This window comes from Polaribacter sp. IC066, assembly GCF_007997085.1.
Lineage (GTDB): Bacteria > Bacteroidota > Bacteroidia > Flavobacteriales > Flavobacteriaceae > Polaribacter.
The window spans coordinates 1-26,932 of sequence record NZ_VORR01000037.1; the positions used below are offsets into that span (position 1 = coordinate 1).

24 protein-coding genes are annotated in these 26,932 nt (G+C 30.2%); 10 read left to right on the forward strand and 14 right to left on the reverse strand.

What is annotated here, in order from left to right:
- Window positions 1-137 precede the first annotated feature (137 nt).
- The gene (locus tag ES044_RS12575) at window positions 138-1,409 is read right to left on the reverse strand and encodes an NAD(P)/FAD-dependent oxidoreductase (protein WP_147120726.1); all 1,272 of its coding nucleotides are present in this window, start codon (window positions 1,407-1,409) and stop codon (window positions 138-140) included.
- A gap of 1,103 nt (window positions 1,410-2,512) precedes the next feature.
- On the opposite strand from ES044_RS12575, the gene ES044_RS12580 reads away from it, so the two are divergent.
- Together ES044_RS12580 and ES044_RS12585 are read left to right on the forward strand one after the other, a co-directional pair.
- Entirely contained in the window at window positions 2,513-3,316 is an 804-nt protein-coding gene (locus ES044_RS12580; RefSeq protein ID WP_147120727.1) for a carboxypeptidase-like regulatory domain-containing protein, read from the forward strand.
- Window positions 3,317-3,474: 158 nt separating this feature from the next.
- Window positions 3,475-4,251 (forward strand): zinc-dependent peptidase, encoded by a 777-nt coding sequence (locus ES044_RS12585; RefSeq protein ID WP_147187206.1) that lies wholly within the window; start codon window positions 3,475-3,477, stop codon window positions 4,249-4,251.
- 639 nt (window positions 4,252-4,890) lie between these two features.
- Here ES044_RS12585 and ES044_RS12590 read toward each other — a convergent pair.
- A complete protein-coding gene (locus ES044_RS12590) occupies window positions 4,891-5,646 on the reverse strand; it encodes a DUF6090 family protein (protein WP_147120559.1) in 756 nt (251 codons plus the stop codon).
- Window positions 5,647-5,969: 323 nt separating this feature from the next.
- On the opposite strand from ES044_RS12590, the gene ES044_RS12595 reads away from it, so the two are divergent.
- Window positions 5,970-7,829: a B12-binding domain-containing radical SAM protein gene (locus ES044_RS12595; protein WP_147187208.1), complete on the forward strand. Its 1,860-nt coding sequence runs from the start codon at window positions 5,970-5,972 to the stop codon at window positions 7,827-7,829.
- Window positions 7,830-8,246: 417 nt separating this feature from the next.
- On the opposite strand, the gene ES044_RS12600 is transcribed toward ES044_RS12595, so the two are convergent.
- From ES044_RS12600 to ES044_RS12610, 3 genes are all read right to left on the reverse strand, one after another.
- Window positions 8,247-8,630 carry a DUF3037 domain-containing protein gene (locus tag ES044_RS12600; protein WP_147120561.1) on the reverse strand — a complete coding sequence of 128 codons (384 nt, stop codon included), beginning with the start codon at window positions 8,628-8,630 and terminating at the stop codon, window positions 8,247-8,249.
- Window positions 8,620-9,399, reverse strand: coding sequence for a HipA family kinase (locus tag ES044_RS12605; protein ID WP_147120562.1), 780 nt, complete (start codon window positions 9,397-9,399; stop codon window positions 8,620-8,622). The genes ES044_RS12600 and ES044_RS12605 overlap by 11 nt, the downstream gene beginning before the upstream one ends.
- 150 nt (window positions 9,400-9,549) lie before the next feature.
- Window positions 9,550-9,900: a helix-turn-helix domain-containing protein gene (locus ES044_RS12610; protein ID WP_147120563.1), complete on the reverse strand. Its 351-nt coding sequence runs from the start codon at window positions 9,898-9,900 to the stop codon at window positions 9,550-9,552.
- A gap of 356 nt (window positions 9,901-10,256) precedes the next feature.
- On the opposite strand from ES044_RS12610, the gene ES044_RS12615 reads away from it, so the two are divergent.
- The 6 genes from ES044_RS12615 to ES044_RS12640 all read left to right on the forward strand — a co-directional run bounded on the left by ES044_RS12615 (window position 10,257) and on the right by ES044_RS12640 (window position 15,939).
- On the forward strand, window positions 10,257-11,315 hold the full coding sequence (locus ES044_RS12615) for a M14 family zinc carboxypeptidase (RefSeq protein ID WP_147187210.1): 1,059 nt from the start codon (window positions 10,257-10,259) through the stop codon (window positions 11,313-11,315).
- A gap of 76 nt (window positions 11,316-11,391) precedes the next feature.
- On the forward strand, window positions 11,392-11,871 hold the full coding sequence (locus ES044_RS12620; RefSeq protein ID WP_018942126.1) for an Lrp/AsnC family transcriptional regulator: 480 nt from the start codon (window positions 11,392-11,394) through the stop codon (window positions 11,869-11,871).
- Window positions 11,872-11,983: 112 nt separating this feature from the next.
- A complete protein-coding gene (locus ES044_RS12625; protein WP_147187212.1) occupies window positions 11,984-13,975 on the forward strand; it encodes a thiamine pyrophosphate-dependent enzyme in 1,992 nt (663 codons plus the stop codon).
- A 35-nt stretch (window positions 13,976-14,010) separates the two neighbouring features.
- On the forward strand, window positions 14,011-14,673 hold the full coding sequence (locus tag ES044_RS12630) for a hypothetical protein (protein WP_147187213.1): 663 nt from the start codon (window positions 14,011-14,013) through the stop codon (window positions 14,671-14,673).
- A gap of 69 nt (window positions 14,674-14,742) precedes the next feature.
- Complete coding sequence (locus tag ES044_RS12635) at window positions 14,743-15,750, forward strand: NADP-dependent oxidoreductase (protein ID WP_147187215.1); 1,008 nt, start codon at window positions 14,743-14,745, stop codon at window positions 15,748-15,750.
- Window positions 15,751-15,753: 3 nt separating this feature from the next.
- Window positions 15,754-15,939 (forward strand): CPXCG motif-containing cysteine-rich protein, encoded by a 186-nt coding sequence (locus tag ES044_RS12640; protein WP_147120177.1) that lies wholly within the window; start codon window positions 15,754-15,756, stop codon window positions 15,937-15,939.
- Between the two features lie 836 nt (window positions 15,940-16,775).
- Here the strand turns inward: ES044_RS12640 and ES044_RS12645 are convergent.
- The 9 genes from ES044_RS12645 to ES044_RS12685 form a co-directional block, all read right to left on the reverse strand.
- Window positions 16,776-17,819 carry a hypothetical protein gene (locus tag ES044_RS12645; protein WP_147120178.1) on the reverse strand — a complete coding sequence of 348 codons (1,044 nt, stop codon included), beginning with the start codon at window positions 17,817-17,819 and terminating at the stop codon, window positions 16,776-16,778.
- Window positions 17,820-17,865: 46 nt separating this feature from the next.
- Window positions 17,866-18,501, reverse strand: coding sequence for a heavy metal-binding domain-containing protein (locus tag ES044_RS12650; RefSeq protein ID WP_147187217.1), 636 nt, complete (start codon window positions 18,499-18,501; stop codon window positions 17,866-17,868).
- A gap of 42 nt (window positions 18,502-18,543) precedes the next feature.
- Window positions 18,544-19,248, reverse strand: coding sequence for a pseudouridine synthase (locus ES044_RS12655; RefSeq protein WP_147187218.1), 705 nt, complete (start codon window positions 19,246-19,248; stop codon window positions 18,544-18,546).
- Window positions 19,249-19,314: 66 nt separating this feature from the next.
- Window positions 19,315-19,722 carry a DUF805 domain-containing protein gene (locus ES044_RS12660; protein ID WP_147187220.1) on the reverse strand — a complete coding sequence of 136 codons (408 nt, stop codon included), beginning with the start codon at window positions 19,720-19,722 and terminating at the stop codon, window positions 19,315-19,317.
- Between the two features lie 36 nt (window positions 19,723-19,758).
- Window positions 19,759-20,964, reverse strand: a complete 1,206-nt coding sequence (locus tag ES044_RS12665) for a DUF58 domain-containing protein (RefSeq protein WP_223813556.1) — start codon at window positions 20,962-20,964, stop codon at window positions 19,759-19,761.
- 354 nt (window positions 20,965-21,318) lie between these two features.
- Window positions 21,319-22,323, reverse strand: coding sequence for an AAA family ATPase (locus ES044_RS12670; protein WP_147120183.1), 1,005 nt, complete (start codon window positions 22,321-22,323; stop codon window positions 21,319-21,321).
- Window positions 22,307-23,545 (reverse strand): DUF4350 domain-containing protein, encoded by a 1,239-nt coding sequence (locus tag ES044_RS12675; protein ID WP_147187223.1) that lies wholly within the window; start codon window positions 23,543-23,545, stop codon window positions 22,307-22,309. The genes ES044_RS12670 and ES044_RS12675 overlap by 17 nt, the downstream gene beginning before the upstream one ends.
- Complete coding sequence (locus tag ES044_RS12680) at window positions 23,542-24,249, reverse strand: hypothetical protein (RefSeq protein ID WP_147120185.1); 708 nt, start codon at window positions 24,247-24,249, stop codon at window positions 23,542-23,544. Before ES044_RS12680 ends, ES044_RS12675 begins: the two co-directional genes overlap by 4 nt.
- A complete protein-coding gene (locus ES044_RS12685) occupies window positions 24,250-25,215 on the reverse strand; it encodes a stage II sporulation protein M (RefSeq protein WP_147120186.1) in 966 nt (321 codons plus the stop codon).
- A 22-nt stretch (window positions 25,216-25,237) separates the two neighbouring features.
- Here ES044_RS12685 and ES044_RS12690 point away from each other — a divergent pair, with 22 nt between their 5' ends.
- Window positions 25,238-26,050 (forward strand): RDD family protein, encoded by an 813-nt coding sequence (locus tag ES044_RS12690; RefSeq protein ID WP_147120187.1) that lies wholly within the window; start codon window positions 25,238-25,240, stop codon window positions 26,048-26,050.
- Window positions 26,051-26,932: the final 882 nt, after the last annotated feature.

The following is a 26,932-nucleotide window of genomic DNA, read 5'->3' on the forward strand; positions in this document are numbered from 1 at the left end:
ATCACACACTTATCAACCGATGTGCATAAACAACTGCTTTTTTTGAAATAGAATGACTAAAAATAAAAAATTGTGGATAAAATAAATCAAATTGTTAACAACCACTAAACATCCGCTGAATAGTTACCTTTGTTTTACTATTTTATTTCACTATTTGGTTTTATAATCATTCTAAAAGATTGGTCTCTGTAAATATAATAGCCCATCCAATTATATAGAGCTCTTAATTTATTACTAAAATTAACAAGTCCCATAATATGAACAAAAATCCAAATTAACCAAGAAATAAAACCGCTCATAGCGTATTTTGGATTTGGAAAATCTAGCACGGCTTTATTTCGGCCAATGATGGCTAAAGATCCTTTATCTCCGTAGACAAAAGGTTTCCATTCTCCTTGATTTTTTAATAAATTATTAGCCAGGTTTTTTGCCTGTTGTATTGCTGGCTGGGCTACCTGCGGGTGACCGTTCGGATACTTTTTATCACTATTCATAATAGCGCAATCTCCTAAAGCGTAAATGTTTTCTGACAAATAAACCTGATTAAATTGATTTGTTTTTAACCTTTTTCCACTACCAAAGCTGTCTTGAGGAAAACCTTTAAAAACTTTCGCAACAACCCCCGCAGTCCAAATTAAATTTTTAGAATTAATTTTCTTTCCGTTGGATAATTGCACGCTCTCCCCATCAAAATCTTCAACAAAAGTTTCCATAATAAGATTCACACCAACTTTAGACAGCTTTTTAGAGGCATATTTTTGTGCTTTAGCAGACATTGTGGCCAACACAGATTTTTGACCATCGATTAAAAAGATTTCACCTAATTCTTCTTCTTTTAATTCTGGGTAGTCTTTTCTAATAACCGAAGCACTCATTTCTGCTATAATTCCAGAAAGCTCTACACCTGTGGGTCCTGCCCCTGCAATAACAAAAGTTAAATATTTTTTTCTTTCTTCTGCATCTTCAATTCTTGTGGCTAAATCTAATCGTGTTAAAATGGTATTTCGCAATGATAAAGCATCGCTTATTGTTTTCATAGGCAAACATTTTTCTTCAATGTTTTTATTACCAAAGTAATTTGTTTCTGTACCCGTCGCCATCACTAAAATATCATATTTTAGCTCGCCATTGTTTAAGATTACTTTATTCTCTTCTGTAACTATTTGTTCTAAAGAACCAAGTCTAAAACGTACATTATTATAATTACGAAGAATTTTACGAAAAGGATAGCTAATTGCGGAAGGCTCCATAAAGCCGCTAGAGACCTGATATATTAAAGGTGCAAAAAAATTATAATTATTACTGTCTACTAAAATTATATCATATTTTTTTGAATTCCCTAGGCGTTTTATAAGCTCTAATCCAGCAAATCCTCCACCAATAACAATAATTTTTTTACGTACATCCATGTTTTTAAATATAGTTTTTGAATACACTAAAACGCTGTAGTAAATGTTTAGTAATATTAATTACAGATTTTAAGTTAATGAATAAATCAAAACTTACCAAGCTTTTTAGAATTTTGTAAAGGTCGCAAATACTTTTTTAAGAAGTAGATCAATAACAATTAACTTAATCCAAATAAAGAAGAAAGCACAAGTTACAGAGCAAGAATCATTTTACTAGTAAAATTCAATTTTTTTAAATAGCGAAGCAATGCATTCAATAATTGTTAGTTGAACCTACTTGTCCCACAGGTAGGCTTGTTTGAGCATTTATAGGAATCCTGGGTTTCATTGTTAGGCGCTTTGCTTCATATTTATAAAAGAATATTATTTTTTGATATCTCGATGGTTCTGCCTCCTTTAGATTAGCAGAATGATTTATATTCGTAAAATATACGTTGTATTTGGTTGTTAATGTTTTTTCGTAAGTATTCTAATAGTTAATTTTTTTTAAGTTTTATATCATTATGTTTATTTTAAAAGGTTTGTGCTAGTTCTTTGTCGGGAGACAAACTAGGTGGTGCGTATTTTTTCTAAAAAATTAAGTTAAAAGCAATCAACTTGGCACAATTTGTCATTCCGTAGAAATTCCATATACATTTATGTTCTTATTTTTAAATTTAAATAATTTCGCTAATTCCGTATAAGAAGAAAAGCTAGATGGAGCATTTTTGTCAGGAAATCAGCATAAAAGCAACGAACTCCGTACAGTTTGTCATTCCCTCGGAATCTCAAATACACCTATCGATCTCTTTCTTTTTTTCAAAAAAAATGACTTACAGTTATGATTGACTTACTAATTTTTTAATAACAGCAAATTCCTATAAGCAACAAAATTTAAGTTCTACAGCATAAAGTTGGCATTAATTTAATGCCAGAAATGATGAATCATTAAAAGAAAGTAGAAAACTAAACAGAGAAAGAAATGTAAAAATTATTAAAATGATATTGAAAAAATTATCATGAAATTATCGTGAAATTTTAATTTGATATTCCGCAAAAATTTTACCTGTATTACCACACTATTTTAGTTGAAATCGATTATTTTTATACTTTAAAAATAATACATGAAAAAATTATTACTAGTGCTTTTATTGTCTGCAAATTTCATTTCCTTTTCGCAAGATATTATACGAAAAGAAATTACAGGGAAAATTATTGTTGAAGGAAAAGATATTGAAAACATCGCTATTTTTAACACATCATCCAATATAGGTACTGTAACAAACGAAAAAGGTGAGTTTATAATGGCAGTAACTTTAAATGATATTTTAGAAATTAGAGCTCTAGAATATCAAAATTTTGATGTTAGAATTAATGAAGCTATTTTAGAATCAAAAAAAATAAACATTTTTTTAATTGAAGAAATTAATAAGTTAGAAGAAATTATAGTAGTTTCTCATAAAAAATTGACGGGCAATCTTTCTGCAGATCTTAAAAGCGCAGCAAAATTTAACCAAAAAGAAGATGCAATTTATTTTAGTATTAAAAATAACGAAGTTTTTAAGAATATTGAAACGCGTATAAATGAGAATCCGGATAGAGTAATTCCGTCAGAAACTAGAACTTTAGTGGATGGTTTAAATATCGTTAATATTGTTGATCAATTATTAATTCCGCTTTTTAGATCTGAAGTAAAAGACAAGGAGGCAGCAGGGATTCCAGAAGTTCCATCAAAATTTATTAAATATTACTTGGGCTCTACTTTTTTAGTTGATAATTTTAATATTCCAGCGCATCGAGTTGAAGAATTTATTAGATATGTAGAAGACGATACTTTTAATTTCGATTTGTTAAACTATGGTAATGAATTAGAGTTTATAGAACTTATACAAAAAAGGAGTAAGCACTTTTTAAATCCTAAAAAGTAATATATATATATATATATATATATATTCATAAAATAGTAAGCTGTACTTCATTAAAATTAACTACAACTTTTTTATGAATAGCCGGTTACCAATTGTAATTATTAAGATACTAAAAACTACTATTGCGTAGTTGATAGTATTTCAATTTAAAAAACACAATGCTTTATACGATTGTTATTGCCATTCTTCTTACTGTTTTGTTTGTAGGTTTAAAACCAAAGAAAAAAGCAACAATAATTCCGTTAGAAAATGTTAAAGTTCCAATGCATTGGCATGCACTATTGGTACAACATATTCTTTTTTATAAAAAGTTAACGAACGAGGAACAGCAACTATTTCGATTTAAAATGTTTCGGTTTTTACAAACAAAAAATATTGAAGCGATTCATTTTGAGCTAGAAGAATTAGATAGGCTGTTAATTGCAGCCAGTGCTATAATTACTGTTTTTAGATTTCCAACTTGGAACTATTCTAATTTGACTACCGTTTTAATTTATCCTGATTATTTTGATAAAGATTTACAGTTTAACAGCAAAACGAAAGGTAGAAATATTGGTGGGTTGATGGGTGCAGGAAGATTCGAAAATCAAATGATTTTATCTAGAAAAGCCTTGCATCATGGTTTTAGCAATAAAACGGATAAAGGAAATACAGCAATTCATGAATTTATCCATCTTTTAGATAAAGCCGATGGCGTTATTGACGGAATTCCGAAAGCTTTATTAGACAAACAATATACAATTCCGTATTTACAATTAGTCCATAAAAAAATGGAGGAAATTAATAGAGACACTTCTGATATTCGGAATTACGGAGGCACTTCTGAAATTGAATTTTTAGCCGTTGCAGGAGAATATTTTTTTGAAAGACCAAAGTTGTTGAAAAGAAAGCATCCTGAATTGTATAAAATGCTTGAAGCTTGTTTTGTGAAGTGATTTTATTTTTTTAAATTTTTAAATGATATATAAGAGTTTTTGTGAAAATTACAACAATTACAAGCGTAATTGATAACACTTCTGTTTTGTTTTTTCGACCAAAGAAAAAAATCACATAAAGCTATATAATTTTTAGGTTCGCTATTATGGGATTTATCTTAACGTCGAAATAACAAAATTTGCAATTTTTTGTTCTCTAAAAATCAATCCATAAAGTTTGTCATTCCGCAGAAATACCAAGTACACATATGTTTTAATAGGTCTTAATTTATGCTCTTATCGTTAAAATGTTTGTGCTAGTTCCTTATTTGAGGACAAATTAGAAGGAGCTTATTTGTGTGAATATGTATAGTTAAGAAATGAACAACCTCGAGGCAGAGCCATCGAGGTATCAAGCTGAAAAAAACCTTATTTTTAGTTTGATGAAAACCCAGGTTTTCAAACTTTCCTCTTGACCACCGACGCAGAGCGTCGGGGAATTCTATCGATTAAATGAAAATATCGTTCTACCTATTTTTAATTGATTCGATCAACAGTTTTTTTAGACTTTAAAAGGAACAAACCTATTAAATTTTACTTTATTGGCATAACAATGCATCAGCTTTAAGAAATGCAGCAGGTTGTAATCAGCAACTGTTATTAATCTATTTCTTTTAACTCTTTTTCAATTAAATCTTTAAGTAAGGTTCCATTTACAGTTGCTTCACGATTTGATTTTTCAAGGAACCATCCCATTAAGTTGAGTTGCGTCTTTAAAAAAAATAAATATTCTTTATCATTTCTTAAACTGTTATAATCTGTAGGATGCATCACTCCTGAAATACCAAAATCATTTTCTGTGCCTCGCCAAAACTCATCAAAACGTGTTTTGTAGATATTTAAACCCGTATTCATGATGAGTTCAACATAACGCTTTTCACTAGTTTCCATGGATAAATCCCAATTATCATAGACATCTACAATTTTTAGACGTAAAGTGGTATTCGAAATTAACTCGAGCCCTGACGATTTAAGTGTTTCAAAAGGACCATCTATAAAACTGCTTTGTTCATAAGTAATTGTAGTATTAAAAAAATCGGATGCGAGTGTATCTTCATAAGGTAAATTGTTTTCAAGATGTTTTAAAACGCGTTCTATTGACTTTTTAGAGTTTTTATAAAATAAAGATACTGTTTTAAATCTCACTAAATCTGTGGTTAATGATTCTTGAAATAATTGTAGAATTTCAATTTCTTTTTGAACTAGCTTCTCATTCTCATTTTTATTATTAATCTGCAAAGCAATTAGAATTCCAATAACAACGAGTACAATTTCGCCAATAGCATATAGTAGGTATTTACTGATTTTATTTTCGAGCAGCATTTTTTGTCTAATTTTTCGAAAGAATTTTATCATTAGTAAGTGTTTGATTAAAATTAAAGCGAACATAAGCTAATATGCGATCTTTTTAATCAATTGTGACAGTATTTAATTAAGTTTGAATTTTTAGAACGAAAAATAAACAGGAGAAAATTGAATTCATAAGTGATTTATAAAAGTGATTTATTCTCCTTTTATGTAACAATTTTTATGACCTTATAATTTTTCAATCAAAAATGAATAGCACAAACATTCTTTTTATTAAACATTCATTTTTCCATAACATTCTATAAAAACCAAGTACAATTTTTAAGTTTTATTCCCAATTCACACACTATCTTTGCACCTCACAAATTTCTATGTCCATAAACACGCTTTTAATAACCCCACCATTCACACAGTTAAATACTGCCTATCCTGCAACTGCCTACATCAAGGGTTTTTTAGAATCTAAAGATGTACAAGCAACGCAAATGGATTTAAGTATCGAGTTGTTTACCGCTGTCTTTACCAAAGAATTTATCGATGCAATCTTTAAGCAAGCAGACATGTTGGGCAATAAAGAATTGCCTTTGGTGTATAATCAGCGAGAAGAGTATATTAATAAGGTAGATTCTGTGATGAATTATTTGCGTGTGCAAGAAGTTACGGCAGCCTATCAAATTGTGCATAAAGATTATTTACCACACGGACATCGACGTATAAAATTAGACAAAGATTTAACCACCGAGTTTGGCAAATTAGGCATTTTAGACAAAGCTAAACACATAGCCACATTGTTTGTAGAAGAGCTTGGCGATTTTATAAATGCCAATGTAGATGAGTTTTTCTCGTTTACACGTTATGCAGAACAACTAGCAAGAGCAGCGTCTAGTTTCGATATGATTGATGAGTTTCTGCAATATGAAACAACGTTGATTGAAGACGAAATGTTGTATTTATTAGAAGAAAAAATAAAAGAAGATGATTATAATTTAATTTGTTTTACAGTTCCTTTCCCTGGTAATTTATTCTCTGCTTTACGGTGTGCGCAGTTTATCAAAAGAGAATATCCACATCTTAAAATCGGAATGGGTGGCGGTTATTGCAACACGGAATTAAGACGTTTATCAGATCCTAGAATTTTTAATTTTGTTGATTTTATTACTTTGGATGATGGTGAAGGTCCGTTGTTAAGAATTACCGAATTTTTAGACGGCAAAATAGGTGAGGAGCAACTAGAAAGAACTTATATCTGCAAAAATAACGCCGTTGTCTATGCAAACAAAATACCCAATACCATTTTTCACCACCGTAATTTGCCTGCGCCAAGTTATATTGGTTTGCCAACAGCAAAATACTTATCTTTTTTAGATGTGATGAATCCGATGCACAGAATGTGGTCTGATGGAAAGTGGAATAAACTCACGATTTCTCATGGTTGTTACTGGAAACAATGTTCTTTTTGTGATGTGACATTAGATTATATTGGCAATTACCAAAACACCACAGCAGAAGATTTGGTGAATAAAATCGAAAAAATAATTTCAGAAACCGGAATTACAGGTTTTCATTTTGTAGATGAAGCCGCACCACCAAAAATGTTGCGCGCTTTAGCAAATACACTAATTGAACGTAAAATCTACATCACTTGGTGGACGAACATTCGGTTTGAAAAAACATTTACAGCAGAATTATGTTCTTTATTATCAAAATCTGGCTGTATTGCTGTAACGGGTGGTTTAGAAGTGGCTTCTGATAGATTGCTAGCAAAAATGAAAAAAGGAGTTGATATTGCGCAAGTAGCAAGAGTTACCAAGGCATTTTCGGATGAAAACATTATGGTGCATGCGTATTTAATGTTCGGTTTCCCTACGGAAACAGATCAAGAAACGATTGATTCTTTAGAAGTTGTGCGTCAATTATTTCAAAATAATTGCATCCAGTCTGCTTTTTGGCATCAGTTTGCTTGTACAAGTCATAGTCCTGTAGGTAAAAATCCAGAGAAATTTGAAATCAATATTACCGGACCAAAATTTGAAGGTTTTGCAGAAAACGATTTGTATCACGAAGATCCAACAGGAGCAGAGCATCATTTATATAGCGAAGGATTAAACTCGGCGCTGAATAATTATCTAAATTATAAAGGATTCGATATTCCGCTGCAAAAATATTTTAATTTTAAAGTTCCTAGAATAACTTTAGAGAATGATTTGGTTGCTGGTTTTTTAAAGGTTTAGATTGTTGATTACTTCAGGATTTTTTTAATTAAATTTTAAACAATTTAAATTGATAAAACACTCCATAATTTTGTCATTTCGACTTTAGGAGAAATCCCGTAACCTTGAGTTCAACAAATCTATGCTTTATGTGATTTCTCCCTTTGGTCGAAATGACAAATTAGTTATTAGCAAAACTCAATTTTTAAAACTAGCGGAAGCCATGAATTTAAAATTATAAGTTGAATCTGCTAGTCCGGCAGGCTTGTTTCAATATTTAGCGCAATCTTGGGTTTAATACCCAGACACTTTACGTCGAAACATTAAAAGGTTATTCTTTTTTGATACCTCGATGTCGATGGCACAAAGCTGTTGATTATTAGCTATAGTTTAAAAACTATTTTTTATAATTTCAGTCATGCTATAAGCTTAAAACTCCTATAAAACATATTTCTCAAAAATACTTTCTAATTCCATTTCAGGATTTTCACACAATCCAGGATGTGTTTTAGAACTTTGAATTATGGTACTTCTGCAAGCGGCTAACCATCTAAATCTGTCAGAAATTTCTAGTTCACCAATTTTTCCTGCGGATGATTTTCCTTCGCAGATAATTTTCCAAGCGTTTAAATAAGCATTCAAAGTAGCTAATTCTAAATCTGGTGCTAAAGATTTTAACTTATTAGGGTTGATATGGTATTTAATATTCAAGAATTTTTTACGTTTAGAAAAAAGAATCACCCCTATATTAAAGAATTCTTCACGCTCTACTTTTGGTACCAATCTGATAATGGCGTATTCAAAGGTAACTTTATCTTGCATTTTCTGCTTCTTTAACCAATTTATCAATCATCGTTAATTTTGCATTTAAAAAAGAAATATACGCAGCTCTCATTTCATCAGGCTTTAGAAAATCGCCTTCACTCAATAACCAATCTTCTGGAATTTTAGAAACAATCTCAATAATTGTATTTGCATTAATTTTCTTTTTTATTTCATCCGAAGCTTTTTCTAAACAAGTTGCTTTTGATAGAAGAACATGATCTTTTATCAACGGAAAAGTTCTTGTTAAATGATTTTCCCAAGTTGCCCAATTATGATGAAAATACAAACTTGCACCATTATCAATAATCCACAATTCATTATTCCAATTTAATAAATTGGTGTTTTTCGCAGTTCTATCAATATTACTAATCAAACTATCTAAAAGTACTACTTTAGATGCGGTTAGTGCATCTACTTTAGAAACTAAAGGATCATAGGTTATAGCACTCGACAAAAAATGCAACCCAAGATTTAAACCAATACTAAATTTAAGTAAATCTTGAATTTCTTCATCGGGTTCTGTTTTGCTAAAAGAATCGTCTAAATTCATAAAGACCAATTCCGGAACTTTTAAACCCATTGCTCTTGCCAATTCGCCACCAATAAATTCTGATATTAATGCTTTTTTGCCTTGACCTGCACCTCTAAACTTTAGCACGTACAAAAAACCGTCATCGGCTTTTACAATAGCGGGCAAAGAACCACCTTCTCGCAGGGGTTGTAAATACTGAACCACATTTACGGTTCTAATTTCAATTGTATTCATGACTACTAAAATATGATATTTAATTTAGAATTCAAATTTTAAGAAGAAATGAACTTTTAAGGAACATACAATAAGTTGTATTTCTCAAGTATTTTTCATAAAATTTTAAAAATTATTTTTTATGGCTGATGTTAAACTTCAAACTCAAAACTATTTTTGGTATTCTTCAAAAGTTCCGTCTTTATAGAATACAACAATTCTTTGAATTTTTTTTTCATCATTTGTTTCAGAGGTAAATAAAGATGGCGCCGAAGCATTCGATTTATTTTCTGCTTTTTTAGGAAAAGAACCTACTCCGTTTAAGAGCCAGTAAAGATCTACATCTTTAAATTCTGAAATTATTTTTAAAACAAAATCGAGACTTGGTTTATTTCTACCAGACAAAATGTGTGAGATGCTAGAACGCTGAACACCTATTTTATCTGCGAACATAGATGCTGTTAATTCATTAAAATCCATCACTTTTTTTATCCGCGTTGTAAACTCTAAACTGTTTATCATTGTAAATCGCTATTGAGTTACAAATGTAAATTAAATTTAAGAAACAGCAAAACAATATCTTTAAAACAGTTATCAACACTTGTTTTTATATTAAACAATAACTTTAATTAAAGTGTTTAAAGCGCTCATTTAATTTGATTTAATTGATTTACGTAAGCTCTATTTTAGACTATGCAGAGAATTGTTTTTGATGAAAACAAATACAAAGAAAGCAGATGTTGTAAATTTACAAAAGTAACAAATAAAGCGTTTTCATTAATTTACATTTGTAACATTTTATTAGTTTACAATTGTAACGTGCTTGTTGGGTACTTGTTTTCAAAAGTGTAGATTTGTATTTCTAAATAAAAACGTCAGTGCAGACTTTATCAACTACCTTTTTAAAAAAATTATTTAAGGACCAAAAAGAAACAGCACTCTTTGGCAAGTGGATTACTTTTGATGATATTAAAAACCTCTTTGCAAAACACCAAGCTGTTTTTAAAATTGAACCCCTAGGTTTGTCAGAAAAACAGCGACCTATATATACCTTAAAAATAGGAACAGGAAAAAAACGCCTATTGATATGGTCTCAAATGCATGGAAATGAAAGTACCGCAACAAGAGCTTTATTCGATTTATTTAATTGCTTTTTGAACACGAGCGATGCAATGTTTGAAACAATATTAAAAGAATGTACACTGGTTTTTATTCCGATGTTAAACCCAGACGGCGCACAAGCATACACAAGAGTAAACGGAAATAATATCGATTTAAACAGAGATGCGGTGCATAGAGTAGCAAAAGAAAGTAAACTATTAAGGACTGCTTTAGAAGAATTTGATCCTCAATTTTGCTTTAATCTGCACGATCAAAGAACTATTTTTGGTGTAGAAGGTACCAGCAATCCTGCTACGATTTCTTTTTTAGCACCTTCAGAAGAAGAAACACGAGCGCTTACCAAAGGCAGAAAACAAACGATGGATGTTATTGCTGCGATGCATCTTTTATTACAACAAATGATTCCGAATTTTGTCGGCAGATATACAGATGAATTTTATCCGACAGCAACAGGAGATAATTTTCAAAAATTAAGGTATAATACTATTTTAATAGAATCAGGACATTACCCTGATGATTATCAAAGAGAAGTTACAAGAGAATATACGTTCTACGCTATACTGCAAGGTATATATCATATTGCCACTTCAAGTACTTTTAACGCTTATGAAGCGTATTTTAAGATTCCGAACAACGATAAAATATTTTATGATGTCATTCATAGATATACGAATTCTAAAAACGATGTTGCATATCAATATATCGATGAAATTATTGACAAAAAAATAGTCTCAAAATTAGTTAAAGTGGATGAATTTGACTTGAAAAACAAAACCGGACATCACGAAATCGTTTTCGAAACTGAAAAACATTAAACTTTTCTTACTTTTTATTGTTTTAAATTAAATTAAATGTATAAATTTGCTATATTAATTGAATAATACACAATAAATGAAAAAATTTATCCTAGACGAAATAGATCATCAGATTTTAGATATCTTAATAGAAAATGCAAGAACACCATTTACAGACATTGCAAAACAACTGTTAGTATCTGCCGGAACTATACATGTTCGTGTAAAAAAAATGGAAGATGAAGGTATTATTCAAGGCTCTACCTTAACATTAAACTATGAAAAAATGGGCTATTCATTTATAGCGCATGTTGGTGTTTATCTAGAAAAAACATCGATGACACAGAGTGTAATAGAAAATTTAAGAAAAATACCCAATGTAACTGTAGCTTATGTAACTGCAGGTAAATACAATATTTTCTGTAAAGTAAGAGCAAAAGGAACGAATGATGCAAAAGATATTATTTATACCATTGATGATGTTCCTGGTGTAAATAGAACAGAAACCATGATTGCTTTAGAAGAAAGTATCAACGATAAGAAAAGAATGATGCATGCAATTTTTGCAGAATTATAGCAGAATATCAACGAATTTATAAAAAATCCTCATCACTAAAAATGATGAGGATTTTTTTATGGAATAAAATTCTTTAGCTGTATGTTTGTTATCAGTACGAAATATATAATTTATGTCCTATAAAATTGAATATACTGTAAATTCATCAATCGATAATTCTACCTTATTACATCTATACAAAAGAATGCTAAAGCCTCGATTAATAGAGGAAAAGATGCTAATTCTGCTACGCCAAGGAAGAATTTCTAAATGGTTCTCGGGCATTGGTCAAGAAGCAATTTCTGTAGGGGTTACCAGCGCTTTAGAAAACGACGAATACATCTTGCCAATGCATAGAAATTTAGGGGTTTTTACCACTAGAGATATTCCGTTGTATCGCTTATTTTCTCAATGGCAAGGAAAAATGAACGGTTTTACAAAAGGTAGAGATCGAAGCTTCCATTTCGGAACGCAAGAATATAATATTATTGGAATGATTTCTCATTTAGGACCGCAATTAGGCATTGCAGACGGAATTGCATTAGCCAATAAATTAAAAAAGAACAATAAAATTTGTGCTGTTTTTACAGGCGAAGGTGGCACGAGTGAAGGAGATTTTCATGAAGCTTTAAACGTAGCCTCTGTTTGGAGTTTGCCCGTTTTATTCTGTGTTGAAAATAATGGGTACGGATTATCTACCCCAACTTCAGAGCAATTTAATTGTAAAGATATTGCCGATAAAGGGATCGGTTACGGTATGGAAAGCCATATTATTGATGGCAATAATATTCTTGAAGTATATACCAAAGTAGATGAGATTGCTAAAAGTGTGCGTAAAAATCCTAGACCTATCTTATTAGAATTTAAAACGTTTAGAATGCGCGGTCATGAAGAAGCGAGTGGCACAAAATATGTTCCGCAAGACGAACTAGATTTTTGGGCAGCAAAAGATCCTTTAGAAAACTTTCAGGAATATTTAAGAAACGAAAATATTCTTACTGAAGAGATTGAATTATCCTACAAAGAAGAAATAGTTCTTGAAATTAATGAGCATCTTCAAATGGCCTTTGATGAAGAAAAAATTATTCCTAATTTAGAAACAGAATTAAAGGACGTTTATAAAGCATTTAATTATCAAGCAATAGAACCATCATCAACCAAAAGTAAAATACGTTTAATCGATGCTATTTCTGATGGATTAAAATTGTCTATGGAAAAACATGATGATTTAATTATTATGGGACAAGATGTTGCCGAATATGGTGGTGTTTTTAAAATAACAGATGGTTTTGTAGAAAAATTTGGTAAAGAACGCGTAAGAAATACACCTATTTGTGAATCGGCGATAGTGGCTGCTGCTTATGGTTTGTCGATAAACGGAACAAAATCAGTTGTAGAAATGCAGTTTGCAGATTTTGTATCGTCAGGCTTTAATCCGGTTGTAAATTTATTAGCAAAATCTCATTATAGATGGTCTCAAAACGCAGATATTGTAGTACGAATGCCCTGTGGTGCTGGCGTTGGTGCTGGTCCTTTTCATAGTCAGACCAATGAAGCTTGGTTTACAAAAACACCAGGTTTAAAGGTGGTATACCCTGCATTTCCACAAGATGCAAAAGGCTTGTTGGCAAGTGCTATTGAAGATCCAAACCCTGTGTTGTTTTTTGAACACAAAGGGTTGTATCGATCTATTTATCAAGAGGTTTCTGAAGGATATTTTACTACAGAAATTGGTAAAGCTGCCGTGTTAAAAGATGGTACTAAAATGACAATTATTAGTTACGGGGCAGCCGTGCATTGGGTTTTAGAATCTCTAGAAAGTTTACCAGAAATTTCTGCAGATGTTATCGATTTAAGAACTTTACAACCTTTAGATACAGAAACGATTTATAAATCTGTTAAAAAAACAGGAAAGGTACTTGTTGTGCAAGAGGATTCTCTTTTTGGCGGAATTGCGAGTGACGTATCTGCATTAATTACAGAAAATTGTTTCGAATTTTTAGACGCCCCCGTAAAAAGAGTGGCAAGTTTAGAAACGCCAATTCCTTTTCAATCAGATCTAGAACAACAATATTTAGGAAAAACAAACTTAACAAAAGCAATACAAGATTTACAGAATTATTAATTATATTTACTTTTGAATAGTATTATTTAAAAAAAATGGACTTTGATAAAGAAAAATATAAGATTTATACCTGGAAAAATTGGATGGTATTGCATTGGATTTTAAATCCAGGGTTAGCTGTTAACGAATTAATTTTAGGACAAAGAATTCCGAAAATTAATTTAGAATACAAAATATCTGAAAAATCAAGATTAGAACGAACTTTTGTTCCTTGTCCACATTGCCACAAATTACACGATGGCAGAACTTGGTCTACCGAAAATGGCACTGCATTCAAAAATTGGTTTGGTCTTTATTGCACAAATTGCGAAAAAATTATTCCTTGTTTAATGAATGCTTTTAGCTTTATAATGCTGACAATTACATTTCCAATTTGGGGTTGGTTCAGAAAAAGTTTAAAAGCTAACTGGCTAAAAAAACAACCAAAAAGATACATAAATATTGATATTAAAATGATACCAAATCCGTATGATAAAAAAAGTTGGATAAAAACTGGGTTAAGTTGGGGAGGATTTATGTTTATAGTAATATCAATTTTATTTCCTTATTTTGAAAATCAAGAAATAACTCTAAAAAATATATTAATAGGATTGGTACTTTGGACTATTGCAGGACTTGTATTTGGATATACCATGAAAATATTTATGAATAAATCAATCAATAAAAAAGGAAAAAACATCGCTACTAGCGATGTATAAAGTTGCTTTCCAAAGCTTCTGTTCAAGTTTAATTTATAAAAGTCATTATTGAATAAAATAAAAATATCGATGAATAACAAGCAAATTATTTTTAAAAAACGACCAATTGGTGTGCCAACCGAAGATACTTGGCAATTAGAAACAAACCCAGTTCCTGAATTACAAGAAGGAGAAATTTTAGTAGAACAGCATTATATTTCTTTAGATCCGGCAATGCGGGGTTGGATGAATGATGCTAAATCTTATATTCCGCCCGTTGCGATTGATGATGTAATGAGAGCTGGTTCTGTTGGTAAAGTGATTAAAAATAATGGAAATCCTAAATTTGAAATCGGCGATGTAGTAACAAGTTGGGGTGGTGTGCAACAATATGCAATTACAAACGGTGAAAGTTGGTATAAAGTTGATACACGTTTGGCGCCAATGCCCATGTATATAGGAACTTTAGGAATGCCAGGAATGACTGCTTATTTCGGAATTACCGAAGTTGGTAAAGTAAAAGAAGGTGATATCGTTTTGGTTTCTGGAGCCGCAGGCGCTGTTGGAAGTGTGGTTGGACAAATTGCGAAAATTAAAGGTTGTACCGTGATAGGTATTGCGGGCGGAAAAGAAAAATGCGATTACTTAATAAACGAGTTGGGTTTTGATGCCGCTATCGACTATAAATCAGAAAACATATATTCGGCTTTAAAGGCAAAATGCCCAAAAGGAATTGATATTTATTTTGATAATGTTGGCGGAAAAATATTAGATGCAGCGTTAAGTAAATTAAGAATGCATGCTAGAGTTGTAATTTGTGGCGCAATTTCTCAATATAATAACAAATCTAAAATTGATGGTCCCAGTAATTACTTGTCATTATTAGTAACAAGATCTACCATGCAAGGAATGGTGGTGATGGATTATACAAAAGATTTTGGCATAGCGGCAAAACAAATGGGAACTTGGATGCAAGAAGGAAAATTAAAATCTAGAGAAGATATTTATGAAGGCATCGAAAACTTTCATGAAACGTATAACAGATTATTTTCTGGTGATAAAAATGGAAAGTTAGTTTTAAAAGTAAAAGAAAATTAAAAGGTGGAATTAGAACATTTTTTTCAGTGCCCACATTGTTGGGAAGATATTTCGATGATATTAGACACAAGTGTTAGACATCAAACATATATAGAAGATTGTGAAGTTTGTTGCAATCCTATTGAGGTTTCGCCAAGGTTTGAGAATACTGAACTGATTGGGTTTGATTCTCAATCTATTGAGCAATAGCAATGCATCGTTATAGAGGAAATTATTTTTATGGAGATTTAATATAGATGATATTTATTGTTTAGAGATTCAAAAGAGTTTTATGGAAGTTCGCAGTGTTTTAATTTACTAGATTTGAGTTGCTACACAAAAATTCACAGAGTTCTAATCTGATAATTTTAGTATTTATTGTTTGTAGATTTGAAAGAATTTTATGGAAATACGCGGTGATTTAATTTAGTAGATTTTAACTGTAACACAGGTATTCACAGAGTTTTTTCACAGAGATTCACAGAGTTTTAATCTGATAATTTTAGTATCTATTGTTAAGGATCTGAAAGAGTTTTTATTGGAATTTGTTATGATTTAATTTGCTGAATTTGAGCTGTTACACAGAGGTCAACAGGGTTTTTTACAAAGATTCTTTAAGGGTTTTCAGTTGATAAAGGATTGATAATAGAGGAGTATGTTATCTTGTTCATTTAAAAAATGGAACGTTTTTTTACAGAAATTTATAACTCTTTACAACTTACGAGTTTGCTAAGAGCTTATTTTTTTTTAAAAATATTATAATAAAATATCTTCAAAATTTTTGAACTTTTACAAGAAAGACTAATTTTTAAAAAATGCGCTGCGAAACTCCGATTTTTTTTTCACTGTGAATCTCTGTGTACTAATTATTAAATTATTACTAAAAGTATACGATAAAATTCTGCATAACGTTGTTGTACAAAATTAGTTGCTGTGGTTAAGCTATAAAATAAATAATTATTGAATAGAAAGTCTGCGAGGACTTTCGTAAGTAAGCTAAAACAAAGCACTTAATTTTGTAAGGTGTTGGCAACTGTTTTTTTGAATTAAAATATTTTATAAACACCGACCTTTAAATAAATTCTTTCATATTCTTTTACAGTTTTAATTTTATATTTTTTCATTACAATTTTTCTTATTTCATCATCATCTTTTCCTGTATATTGACCATTTTCATTTACAATTTCGCTGTAAATTTCTAATTCTATTTTTGTTGGTAAATCTGATTTTTTAATATTTCCAACCTTATTTTTAATTGTAATATCAAATTTATAACTATTTCGATTATTGTTAATTGCAATTTCTGGTGTTGCATTTCCGATTTTACCTTTTGGAGCCCATAATAATTTTCCAAAGGTATATCCCATTCCAATATCTTTTTTGTAGTCATAGGCAAAAATGATAATTTCGTCAACATCATTGTCATTTCTTGATTTTTTATAAACGATAGATTTCATTGTATTTTCAAGACTTTCTTTAGTAATATCAAATGGAACTACAATAGATAAAGTATGACGTATGTATTCCGGTAAATCTTTCAGCTCTTGAGTTTCATATTCCGAAAGGTTTTTTATTAATGGTTTAAAACTATCAATTTCCAAATCTTCAATTTTGTACGTTGAGACTTTTGTTGAATCGAAAATTATTTTAAATTCAGTTTCTATTTTTGCAATTGGATTAGAAGAAATTGCTTCTGAAAATATTTTATTAAAACTCTTAGTTACTTCAGTTTCTTTTCCTTTTGAAGCAACATAGGAAAGTCCTAATTGTTCTAAATACCCAACCAAAACACCTTTTTGCAAAAGCAATTTTGCTTCTGGGTTATTTTTTAATTCTTTTACATTAGAAAGCCATTTATTATATTTTCCACCTTTACTAAAACCGAATTTTTTGAAATCAGATTTTCCTTTAAATGACAATAATTCATCATATAATGAATTGAACTCTGTAAAAAGTTTACTTACTTTTTCGGTATTATCCACTTTTTCTATGACTTCAATTACTTTATTTTCTGTACCTTCCTTTTTTTCATTCTTACAAGATGTAAATCCTATAATTGTAATTGCTGAAATTATTAATATTTTTTTCATTTCTTGCTATATATTAATTATTTATAAATATTTTTAACGCTAGTTTTTATTTAATTTCTGTAGCGATTGCTTCCAGTTTTTCAGTTAACTCAACTATCTCTATAATTGTATCTCTATCTTTTGTGCTAAAATTTTCCATATTAGTAACACGAATTGCTGTTCCTGCCATACAAACCATTAACATATTCGTACTTCCTGCTCCAATTTCGTTAAAATCTATATCAGTTGAAATAATTGCATTTCCTCCTTGTCTTACACATTGAACTCGTAAATCTGATTTACATAAATTTGTAGCTCTTCCAATCTTTCTATTTGTAGTTTGTGAGCCAGCACCAAAAAAATCATTAAAAGACCTAGATAATTCAGTTGCAAATCCTGTTCCAGATGTTGTTTGGGCAGAAACCATTCCTAAAACTTCATAATCCCAATTGATAGGTGAAGGGCTTGTCATAACAAGAATATAATGTATGATTTGTTGAAGTCGCCTTTGGATTTCTGCTTTTTGTTTTCTAAATGTATCAGCAATTTTGTTTAATAAAGGTTTTGAGCAACTTGAACAATATGCTCTTTTATCTTCTTTTAAATGTTTATTAATGAAATCTACTTTTGACTCCAGAAGTAAATCAGCACTAAAAAATCCATTTAATGATTTATCACAATTCAGGCATTTTTCATAGTTCATATTTTGTTTTTTGAATTCGGATTTTTATTACTGTATCACAACTTATAAAAGAGGGTTTTTCCATTTAAATTCTGCAAACATCGAAATCCAATCTTCCGGAAAAGAACCTTTTAATACCATTTTTTCTAATGAAAAAGGATGTGTAAACTCTAATTTACCAGCGTGTAAAAAAAGATTTTTCCAACCAAAGTTTTCTTCAAACATCATGTCGTGGTTTTTATCACCATATTTTGTGTCACCAATTAAAGGGTGACTTATTTTATTAGAATGCACTCTTAATTGGTGCATCCTTCCTGTTTGCGGCAAAAACTCGACCAAACTATAACGTGAAGAATCATAGGGTTTTACAGGGATATTAAGGGTGATGTTTTCTAAGGTTTTTAAATGTGTTAAAGCTTCTTTATGCACATTGGCATCGCGACCTTTTACGGGAGAATCTATGATTTTTGTTTCAGGAGAAAATCCGCGAACAACACCATAATACGTTTTTTGAATTTCTTTCGCTGTAAATAATTCTTGAAATTTAGAAACAAATTCCTTCTCTTTTGCCATTAAAATCATGCCAGAAGTTTTTCGATCTAATCGATGAATAGGATATACTTTTATATGCAGCTCTTTATCAATTAATTGTAACAAAGAATCTTCATCGCTTACATTTCTCGAGAGAAAAGCATGATGTACTAGAATATTATTGGGTTTATTAACACAAATAATATATTCGTCTTCAAAAATAATTTCTAAATTCATAATTCATCAAAAAAATAAAAGTACTACTATTTGTGCATAAAAAAAGACACTTTTTTTATCAATTTTTTATTCTGTACCAATCTGATTTATAAAATTGTCATTTCCGATTCCCTTCGGATTTTCTCCCCATTTATTTGCTTTTGCTTCACTATCCATGCAAGTCAATACTAAAAACCAAATAGAACCTGCAATCGGAATGATGCTCACTAAAACCATCCAACCACTTTTGCCAATATCGTGCATTCGCCTTATAGATAGCGCAAATGACGGAATTGCAGTTAACAGAAAATAGATTAAAGATAAGAAGCCAATTTCATTATCGCCCTCTCCGGCGGCGGTACCAAGCATTACATCTAAAGTAATGCAAACCGCATAAAAGATAATGTGAAATAAAATAAAAAACCAATATTCCTTACGTCTTGCTCTGCCTGAAAAATCTAAATACTGTTTTAAAACTTTTAAATACCAATTCATAATGTAAATTTATTTGTTGTGTCGTTTCTAAAATATCTAAAAAAGTCCTCTAGATTTTAATTCTAAATACCTGTTTATACTATTTCCTGTTAAATCTTCTGGCTTTGTAAGCACAGATTGAATTCCGTATTTTTTTAATTCGTTTACAATTCTTTTCTTTTCGTACATAAATTTTTCAGCAATAACACTGTCATATACTTCTTGAATCGTTGCTGCTTTGTTGCCTATCATAGCATCTAATTCAGTATTTTTAAAGAAAACAACCAATACTAAATGGTTTTTTGCCAACGCTCTTAAATAAGGAAGTTGCCTGTTTAAACCATCAATAGTTTCAAAATTTGTAAATAAAATAAGCAAGCTTCTGTGTGTAATTTTTCTTTTTACTACCGAATACAACGTGCTAAAATCTGGTTCTGAAAAATTAGTTTTAATATTGTGCAATGCTTCAGAAATAAGGCTCATTTGAGAATTTCTTCGCTCTGCAACCACCCAATCTTCTAGCTTTGTAGAAAAAGACAACATACCAGCTTTGTCTTGTTTCCGTAAAATTACATTGCTAATGGCCAACGTTGCATTTACTGCATAATCTAACAAACTTAATCCTTTAAATTGCATTTGCATAGCGCGTCCTTTGTCTATAATCGCATACACAGATTGCGATTTTTCTTCTACATATTGATTCACCATAAAATGGTTTCTCTTGGCTGTAGCTTTCCAGTTTACCGTTCTAATATCATCACCAGAAACATATTCTTTAATTTGTTCAAACTCTAAAGAATTTCCTATTCTTCTTACTTTTTTAGATCCATAAGAACTAGAGGCATTGTTAAAAGATTTGATATCAAATTCTCTTAACCTTAAAAAAGAAGGATAACATTTTAGTTCTTTTTCTTCGCCTAAAACATATTTTCTAGTCGCTAATTTCAAAGCCGAATTTGCATAAACATTTATATGTCCAAATAAATAAACACCTCTTTCTTTTGGGGTTAGGTTATAGTAAATTGTTTTTTGTTCTTTTTTCTGTAACTCTTGATTAAAAATAAAGTCTCTTTTTTGAAATTGATAGGGCAATTCTTCTATGAGTGATAAATGAGCTACAAAAGCATAATCATTTTTAATAGCGATAGAAATTTTATTTTCATCGCCATTAGAGAGTCTTTCTGGTAAATTTCGATCAATTCTAATTCCTTTTTTTGGTTGATATAAAAGAACAACATCTATACATGTCAAAATTATCAACATAAAAAGCAGCACTTTAGAAAGCTCAAAAAAGAAAGGAGCAAAAAAACCAATCACAAAAAATATTGCTATTGCCGATAAGCAATAGAAAAACCGGTTATGTAGGAATAAAGTGCTGTTAATTTTTTTCAAAGTTTTTTACCTTTAGCTTTTAGCAATTGGCTACGAGCAAAAGCCAATAGCATTTTTTTATTTTAAAAACTTCTCGATTACACTCGAGAAGGTATTTTTTATTAATTCAAAATTAAGGCTCCTAAATATTCGAAAAGAAATCCTGAACTTTGATGATTCCTATTTCAGCCAACAGCCAAAAGCGAATAGCCCAAATCCAATAGCGAAAAGCCAAAAGCCCAAAACTTACCTAGGAATCTCTACCGCTTCAATAATCTGCTCTATAATCTGTTTGCTTGTTAAACCTTCCATTTCTCTTTCTGGTGTTACAATAACTCGGTGTTGCAAAACCGGGATTGTTGCTCTTTTAATATCTTCTGGTGTTACAAAATCGCGACCATCAATTGCGGCAAATGCTTTAGACGCAGATAAAATTGCAATACTTGCCCTTGGCGAGGCACCTAAATATAAAAACGAATTAGACCGGGTATTCACAACAACGCTGGCTATATATTTTAGTAAATTTTCTTCAATCTTAATTTGTTTGACCAAAGCTCTAAACGCAACAATTTTATCGCCTTTAATAATAGTTTCTATCTTGCTTACTTTCGTTGTGTTTTCTAAAGCCTGTTCTCTCATAATAATCTCCAACTCCTCTTCAGCATTCGGATATTCTATAATCACCTTAAACAAAAACCGATCTAATTGGGCCTCTGGTAGTCTATAAGTTCCTTCTTGTTCGATAGGGTTTTGAGTTGCTAACACCACAAAAGGTTCCTCCATTTTATAGGTTGCACCATCCATAGTTACCTGTTTTTCTTCCATCACTTCAAACAAAGCAGCTTGTGTTTTTGCGGGCGCTCTGTTAATTTCATCAATTAAAATCATGTTTGAGAAAATAGGTCCTTTTTTAAACTCAAAATCAGATGTTTTTACATTAAAAACAGAAGTTCCTAAAATATCCGAAGGCATTAAATCTGGTGTAAACTGAATTCTACTAAAACCAACATCAATTGTTTTTGACAATAATTTCGCAGTGATGGTTTTCGCTACTCCAGGAACGCCTTCAATTAAAACATGACCATCTGCCAGTAGCGCAACTAAAAGCAAATCCATCATATCTTTTTGCCCAACAATCACTTTTTGCAATTGCTGTTTAATTTTAAAAACACTTTCTTGTAATTCAGATAAATCTATTCTGTTTTCAAACTCTAAATTGTCTGAACTTATTTCATTATTTGGTGTTTCCATCTGCTTTTTTTTTAAAGAAATTATCAATCATTTTATGCAATACAAGTAATTCTTCTTGTGTGCACTCAAATCGTTTATTTAAAGTAATAATTGTATTGATTAAATATTTTGTATTCTGAATTTTATTATCTGATTTCGCCGCGAGATGATGGATGAAATTTTTGTTTAAAATGTTGGTATTTAACAAGTATTTTGTTCTTACTTTCTCTAGAAAAAAGGCTATTTTTTTATCAACCAAATTCTTATGATCTTCTTCTTTTAAATACAAGCTAGAAATAGTTTGGGTAAAAGCAACCGTGGTATTTTCTAAAGGAAGAATAATCGGAATTGCACGTTGTTTTCTCCTCGCATTAAACAACATAAATAGCAAGATGCCCACCAAAGAAACAAACAAAAACCAAGTTAAAGTTTCGTGCTGTAAGAAAAATTTAAAAACAGATTCGTTGTCTTTATCTGGCTGATTTGAATATTCACTTTTCTTAATTTGTGGATCCCATAAAAGAGTAGAAGAAGGCAAATAAGAAAACACATTTTCTGTATACTGTTCTTTGTCTTTTAAAAGATAATAATTTGTAAAAACCACAGGATTAGCATGTACATAAATTGCGCCTTTGCCAAGATATATTTTCATGAAATTAGGCACTTTTTCACCATCAATTTTTGCGGATCCTAAAACAATCGTTTTATTTTCATTGTAGGTTACAAAATAATGCCTTCGGATGTTTCTATCAAAAATAAAAGCTTGTGTTTTTAAGTTTTCATTCTTTAAATAAAATTCTCCTTTTAACGGTCTTAAATCTTCGATGGTAGATACATTTTTATCTAAATTATTTGTGGTGATTTCTAATTTCTCTCTTAAATTTTCACTGAACTCATTTAAAGATAAAAAAGCATTATTTCCGCTAGCAACAAACGATAGTAATGCGTCAATACCGTCTCCGGTTAATTTGTATGCATCATTTTTTATACAAATATACGTTCCAAAATCTGCCTTGGTAGTTTCGTGATTTTTATACAAATAATCATAAAAATTTTCTTTTAAATAAATAACTTCTTCATTCTTAAGAAGTTCATCAACTTCATTATAAATGATATAGGTGCCAAACGGACTTTTTTCTTTTTCTCTATAATTTTCAGTCCAGTTGGTTTTACCACAGCCAGAAAGCAATACGAAACAGAGTATTGTAAATAGATGTTTATATGTGATTATAAGTTGCTTCAAATAAGATTTTTTAAAAAAGATTGATACTTATTTTGCGCAATTGCAAAGCTGGTTTCGTCTACAGGGAACTCTCCGTACCAAACATAAGAGTATACATAAGAAAGATATGAAAACTGATTTCTAATTTCTGCATTTTTTATTTCAAAAAGATATTCTGAATTTGTTTTATCTTTATGATATTCAATAAGTTCTCTGTTAGACAAGCTTTTTAAGGAAGTTAAATAATAATAACGAATGGCCAATCTAAAGTTCTTATTTTCTAACGCTTGTTTTAATAATTCTTCTAAATTAAGCTCATGGATATCTTCATTTTCATAAATTAATTTATCTGTAAGTTTTTTTGATTTTTTAGAAGTTTTCCAGAATTTGGCATCAAAACCTAACACTGTTTTTAAAATTAGAAAAATAATAAATCCGCCTAAAAGAAATGGAAAAATACTTTGCATAAAAAAAACAAAAAAGTTTAAAATACCTAAATCTAAAGTAGAACTGTCTTTTTTTTCTTGCAGTTCTTCGGTATATTTAAAGTCTTTGCCTTTATATTTTTCGTTTAGGTTGCTTTTAAAAGTCCTTACTTCGCTGATGTCTAAATTTTTATTATAAACAATAGTATCTGTTTTAATTTCTAATGAATCAATTATAATTTCTTGTGCATTCACAAAAAATGTAAAACAGAAAAGGAGGGAAGCGATGCTTTTTTTCATTTATCGAAGTCCGTGTTTTTTAGCCACTACAAATGGCAATACCAAATAATAGTAACTGATTGATACCAAACTAAACAGAATAATTGCAAAACAAAAAATGGTTGGCATACGGTTTGAGTAGCGCGTTACATAGCCCTCTAAAAAAGCGGCCATAATTGTAAACGGAACAGTGCTAATAAAAATATAAAAAGCGTCTCTAATGCCTATTTTAAATGATTGAAACCGTTTTAAAGTACCCGGAAATAAAATACTAGCGCCAATAATATAGCCAGCAGCTGCTTCTATAATAATTCCGAAAATTTCATAGGTTCCGTGAATCCAAATTCCCTTTAAACTATCAAATAAACTGTTTTGTTGATAGAAAAACGCCTGAAAAACTGCCACCATAATTGCGTTGACAACAATATAAAAAGCAGTTCCGATTCCTAAAAACAAACCTGATAAAAACATATTTAAACCAACTCTTTGGTTGTTATCATAAATACCAATAAAAGTACCCCAATTGCTACCGCCTTTATAAATGGCCATAGCGTCTCCACTTTCAATATTTTCTAATGTTTGGTCTACGTAATTATTCCCTAAAATTTGCCTAGCAAAAGATTCGTCATTAAAAGTAGATAACAAACCGATAAAAAAGCAAGCAAAAAAGAAAATAAAAGAAATATAAAAGTACTTTCTATACTGATAAGAAAGGAGTGGTACTTTGTCTAAAAAAAAGTATAAAAATACGTTTTCATTTCTTCGTTTAGAGTCGTAAACCTTGTCGAAGCTGGTCTTTGCAAGTTTATTTAAATAGAGCGTAACCTTACTTTTTGGATAATAGGTTTGAGCATATACTAAATCATTCATGATTTTTATATGCAGATTTGCTATCGTGTCAGGACTTTTTTTTTCTTTATTTAAAAATCCTTGTTCAAATTCAAGCCATTTTTCTTTATTTTGCTTAATAAAAGCGACCTCTCTCATTAAGAGCTAAATTAATCATTGCATGAAAACACTCCAAATAAAAACGGCACAAAATGTAAATATAAAATTTACAGCTGCCAGCGTATTTCAAAGACTCTTGGCATTTATTGTAGACAATGTTGTAAAGTTCTCATATTTCTATTTTGCTAATAAATTATTCGGATTTACCATTTTAGATGACACGATAAACGGTGATGGTTGGACGATAAAAGCGATGGAAGTGTTGTTCTTTTTACCAATTACTTTTTATTCTTTATATTCAGAACTATTAATGAACGGACAAACTTTAGGTAAGAAGTTGCTGAACATAAAAGTGATTAATATTGATGGATTTAAACCGGCAACAACAGATTATATAATTCGATGGTTTTTAAGAATTGTAGACTTTAATTTATTTCTATTGCTTTTTGTGTATGTAGCTTCTTTGGGTTTAGCAGAACAGTATAGTTTATTGGTGTTACTTTTTATAGTTGGTAAGTTGGTCGGTTTCTTTTTGATTTTATTTACGGATAAAAGTCAACGTTTTGGAGATATAATTGCCAATACAATTGTAATCAATTTAAAGGATGAAGTAATGTTTTCTCAAACAATTTTAGAAGAGATAAACGATAATTACATTCCGACTTACGCAAACGTAATTAAATTGTCTGATAATGATGCACGAATTATTAAAGAGACTTTTAAAACTGCTGTTCAATTAAACGACTACAAGACATTAATTAAATTACGTTCTAAAATTTTGGAAGTTACAGAGATTAAATCTGTGAATGCTACTGATAAAGAATTTATTGATACGGTTTTAAAGGATTATAATTTTTATACTCAAAATATGTAGGGTGCAGGTTTTGAAATATTCTATTTTACATAATATAAATTATAGTACAAATTCACTCCGTAAATTAGATAGCTATAATTCTCTATTATGTTAAATATCCCAGAAAGCTCTGAAAGCTCAATAAACATTAGTTTGGGGGTGTTTTACAATTCGGCATTAAGTGTAAATTAAACTTATTTACAATCTCATATTTGGTATTATTCAAACTAATTTTTTAAATACGCTATTACAAGAAAATTTTAGAGTTACAAGATTGTAGCTATAATTCGAAATGGCGCATGTCCCGATTTTTTGCGGGATGAAAATGCCGCTCGCAAACGCCTGCCTGCCGGACAGGCAGGCTCAATTGCTTTTTAAAAATTAGTATGCTTTGCAGTAATTTTTTTAAACACAATTATCCCGCGCTTGCAACCGCCAAAAAAAAGCTAACCTTTTGAGTTCTTCAAAATTTGTAAAATTCAATTAAAATATTGCTGTAATTTTTTTCTAATAACATTTTTGTCAACTTTCCACAAGAGTATAAAATTTAAGAAAAATAAATTTCTATACACTTGTTCTATTTGGAAATTAGAATTAAACTTTTTTTTAAGATGTTAATTTTATTATGTTAAATACAAAACAATTCAGAGAGTTAATCAAATCTAGAATTAAGCTATTTTAAAAATTTATCCACTGGATTAATTCTTTAAAATAATATGTTAAATAAGTTATCAAAATTGTTTCTATTAAACTTTCATTCTTTTCTTTTTTTCCTTGATGAAAAAAGAAACAAAAAAATCAAGACTCACATATAATTTTGGAAACAATTACGGTTCGTTTCTCTATATTTTAGGATAGATTTGAACTTATTAATATTATTTTTAGAAGTGTTTTATAATTTGA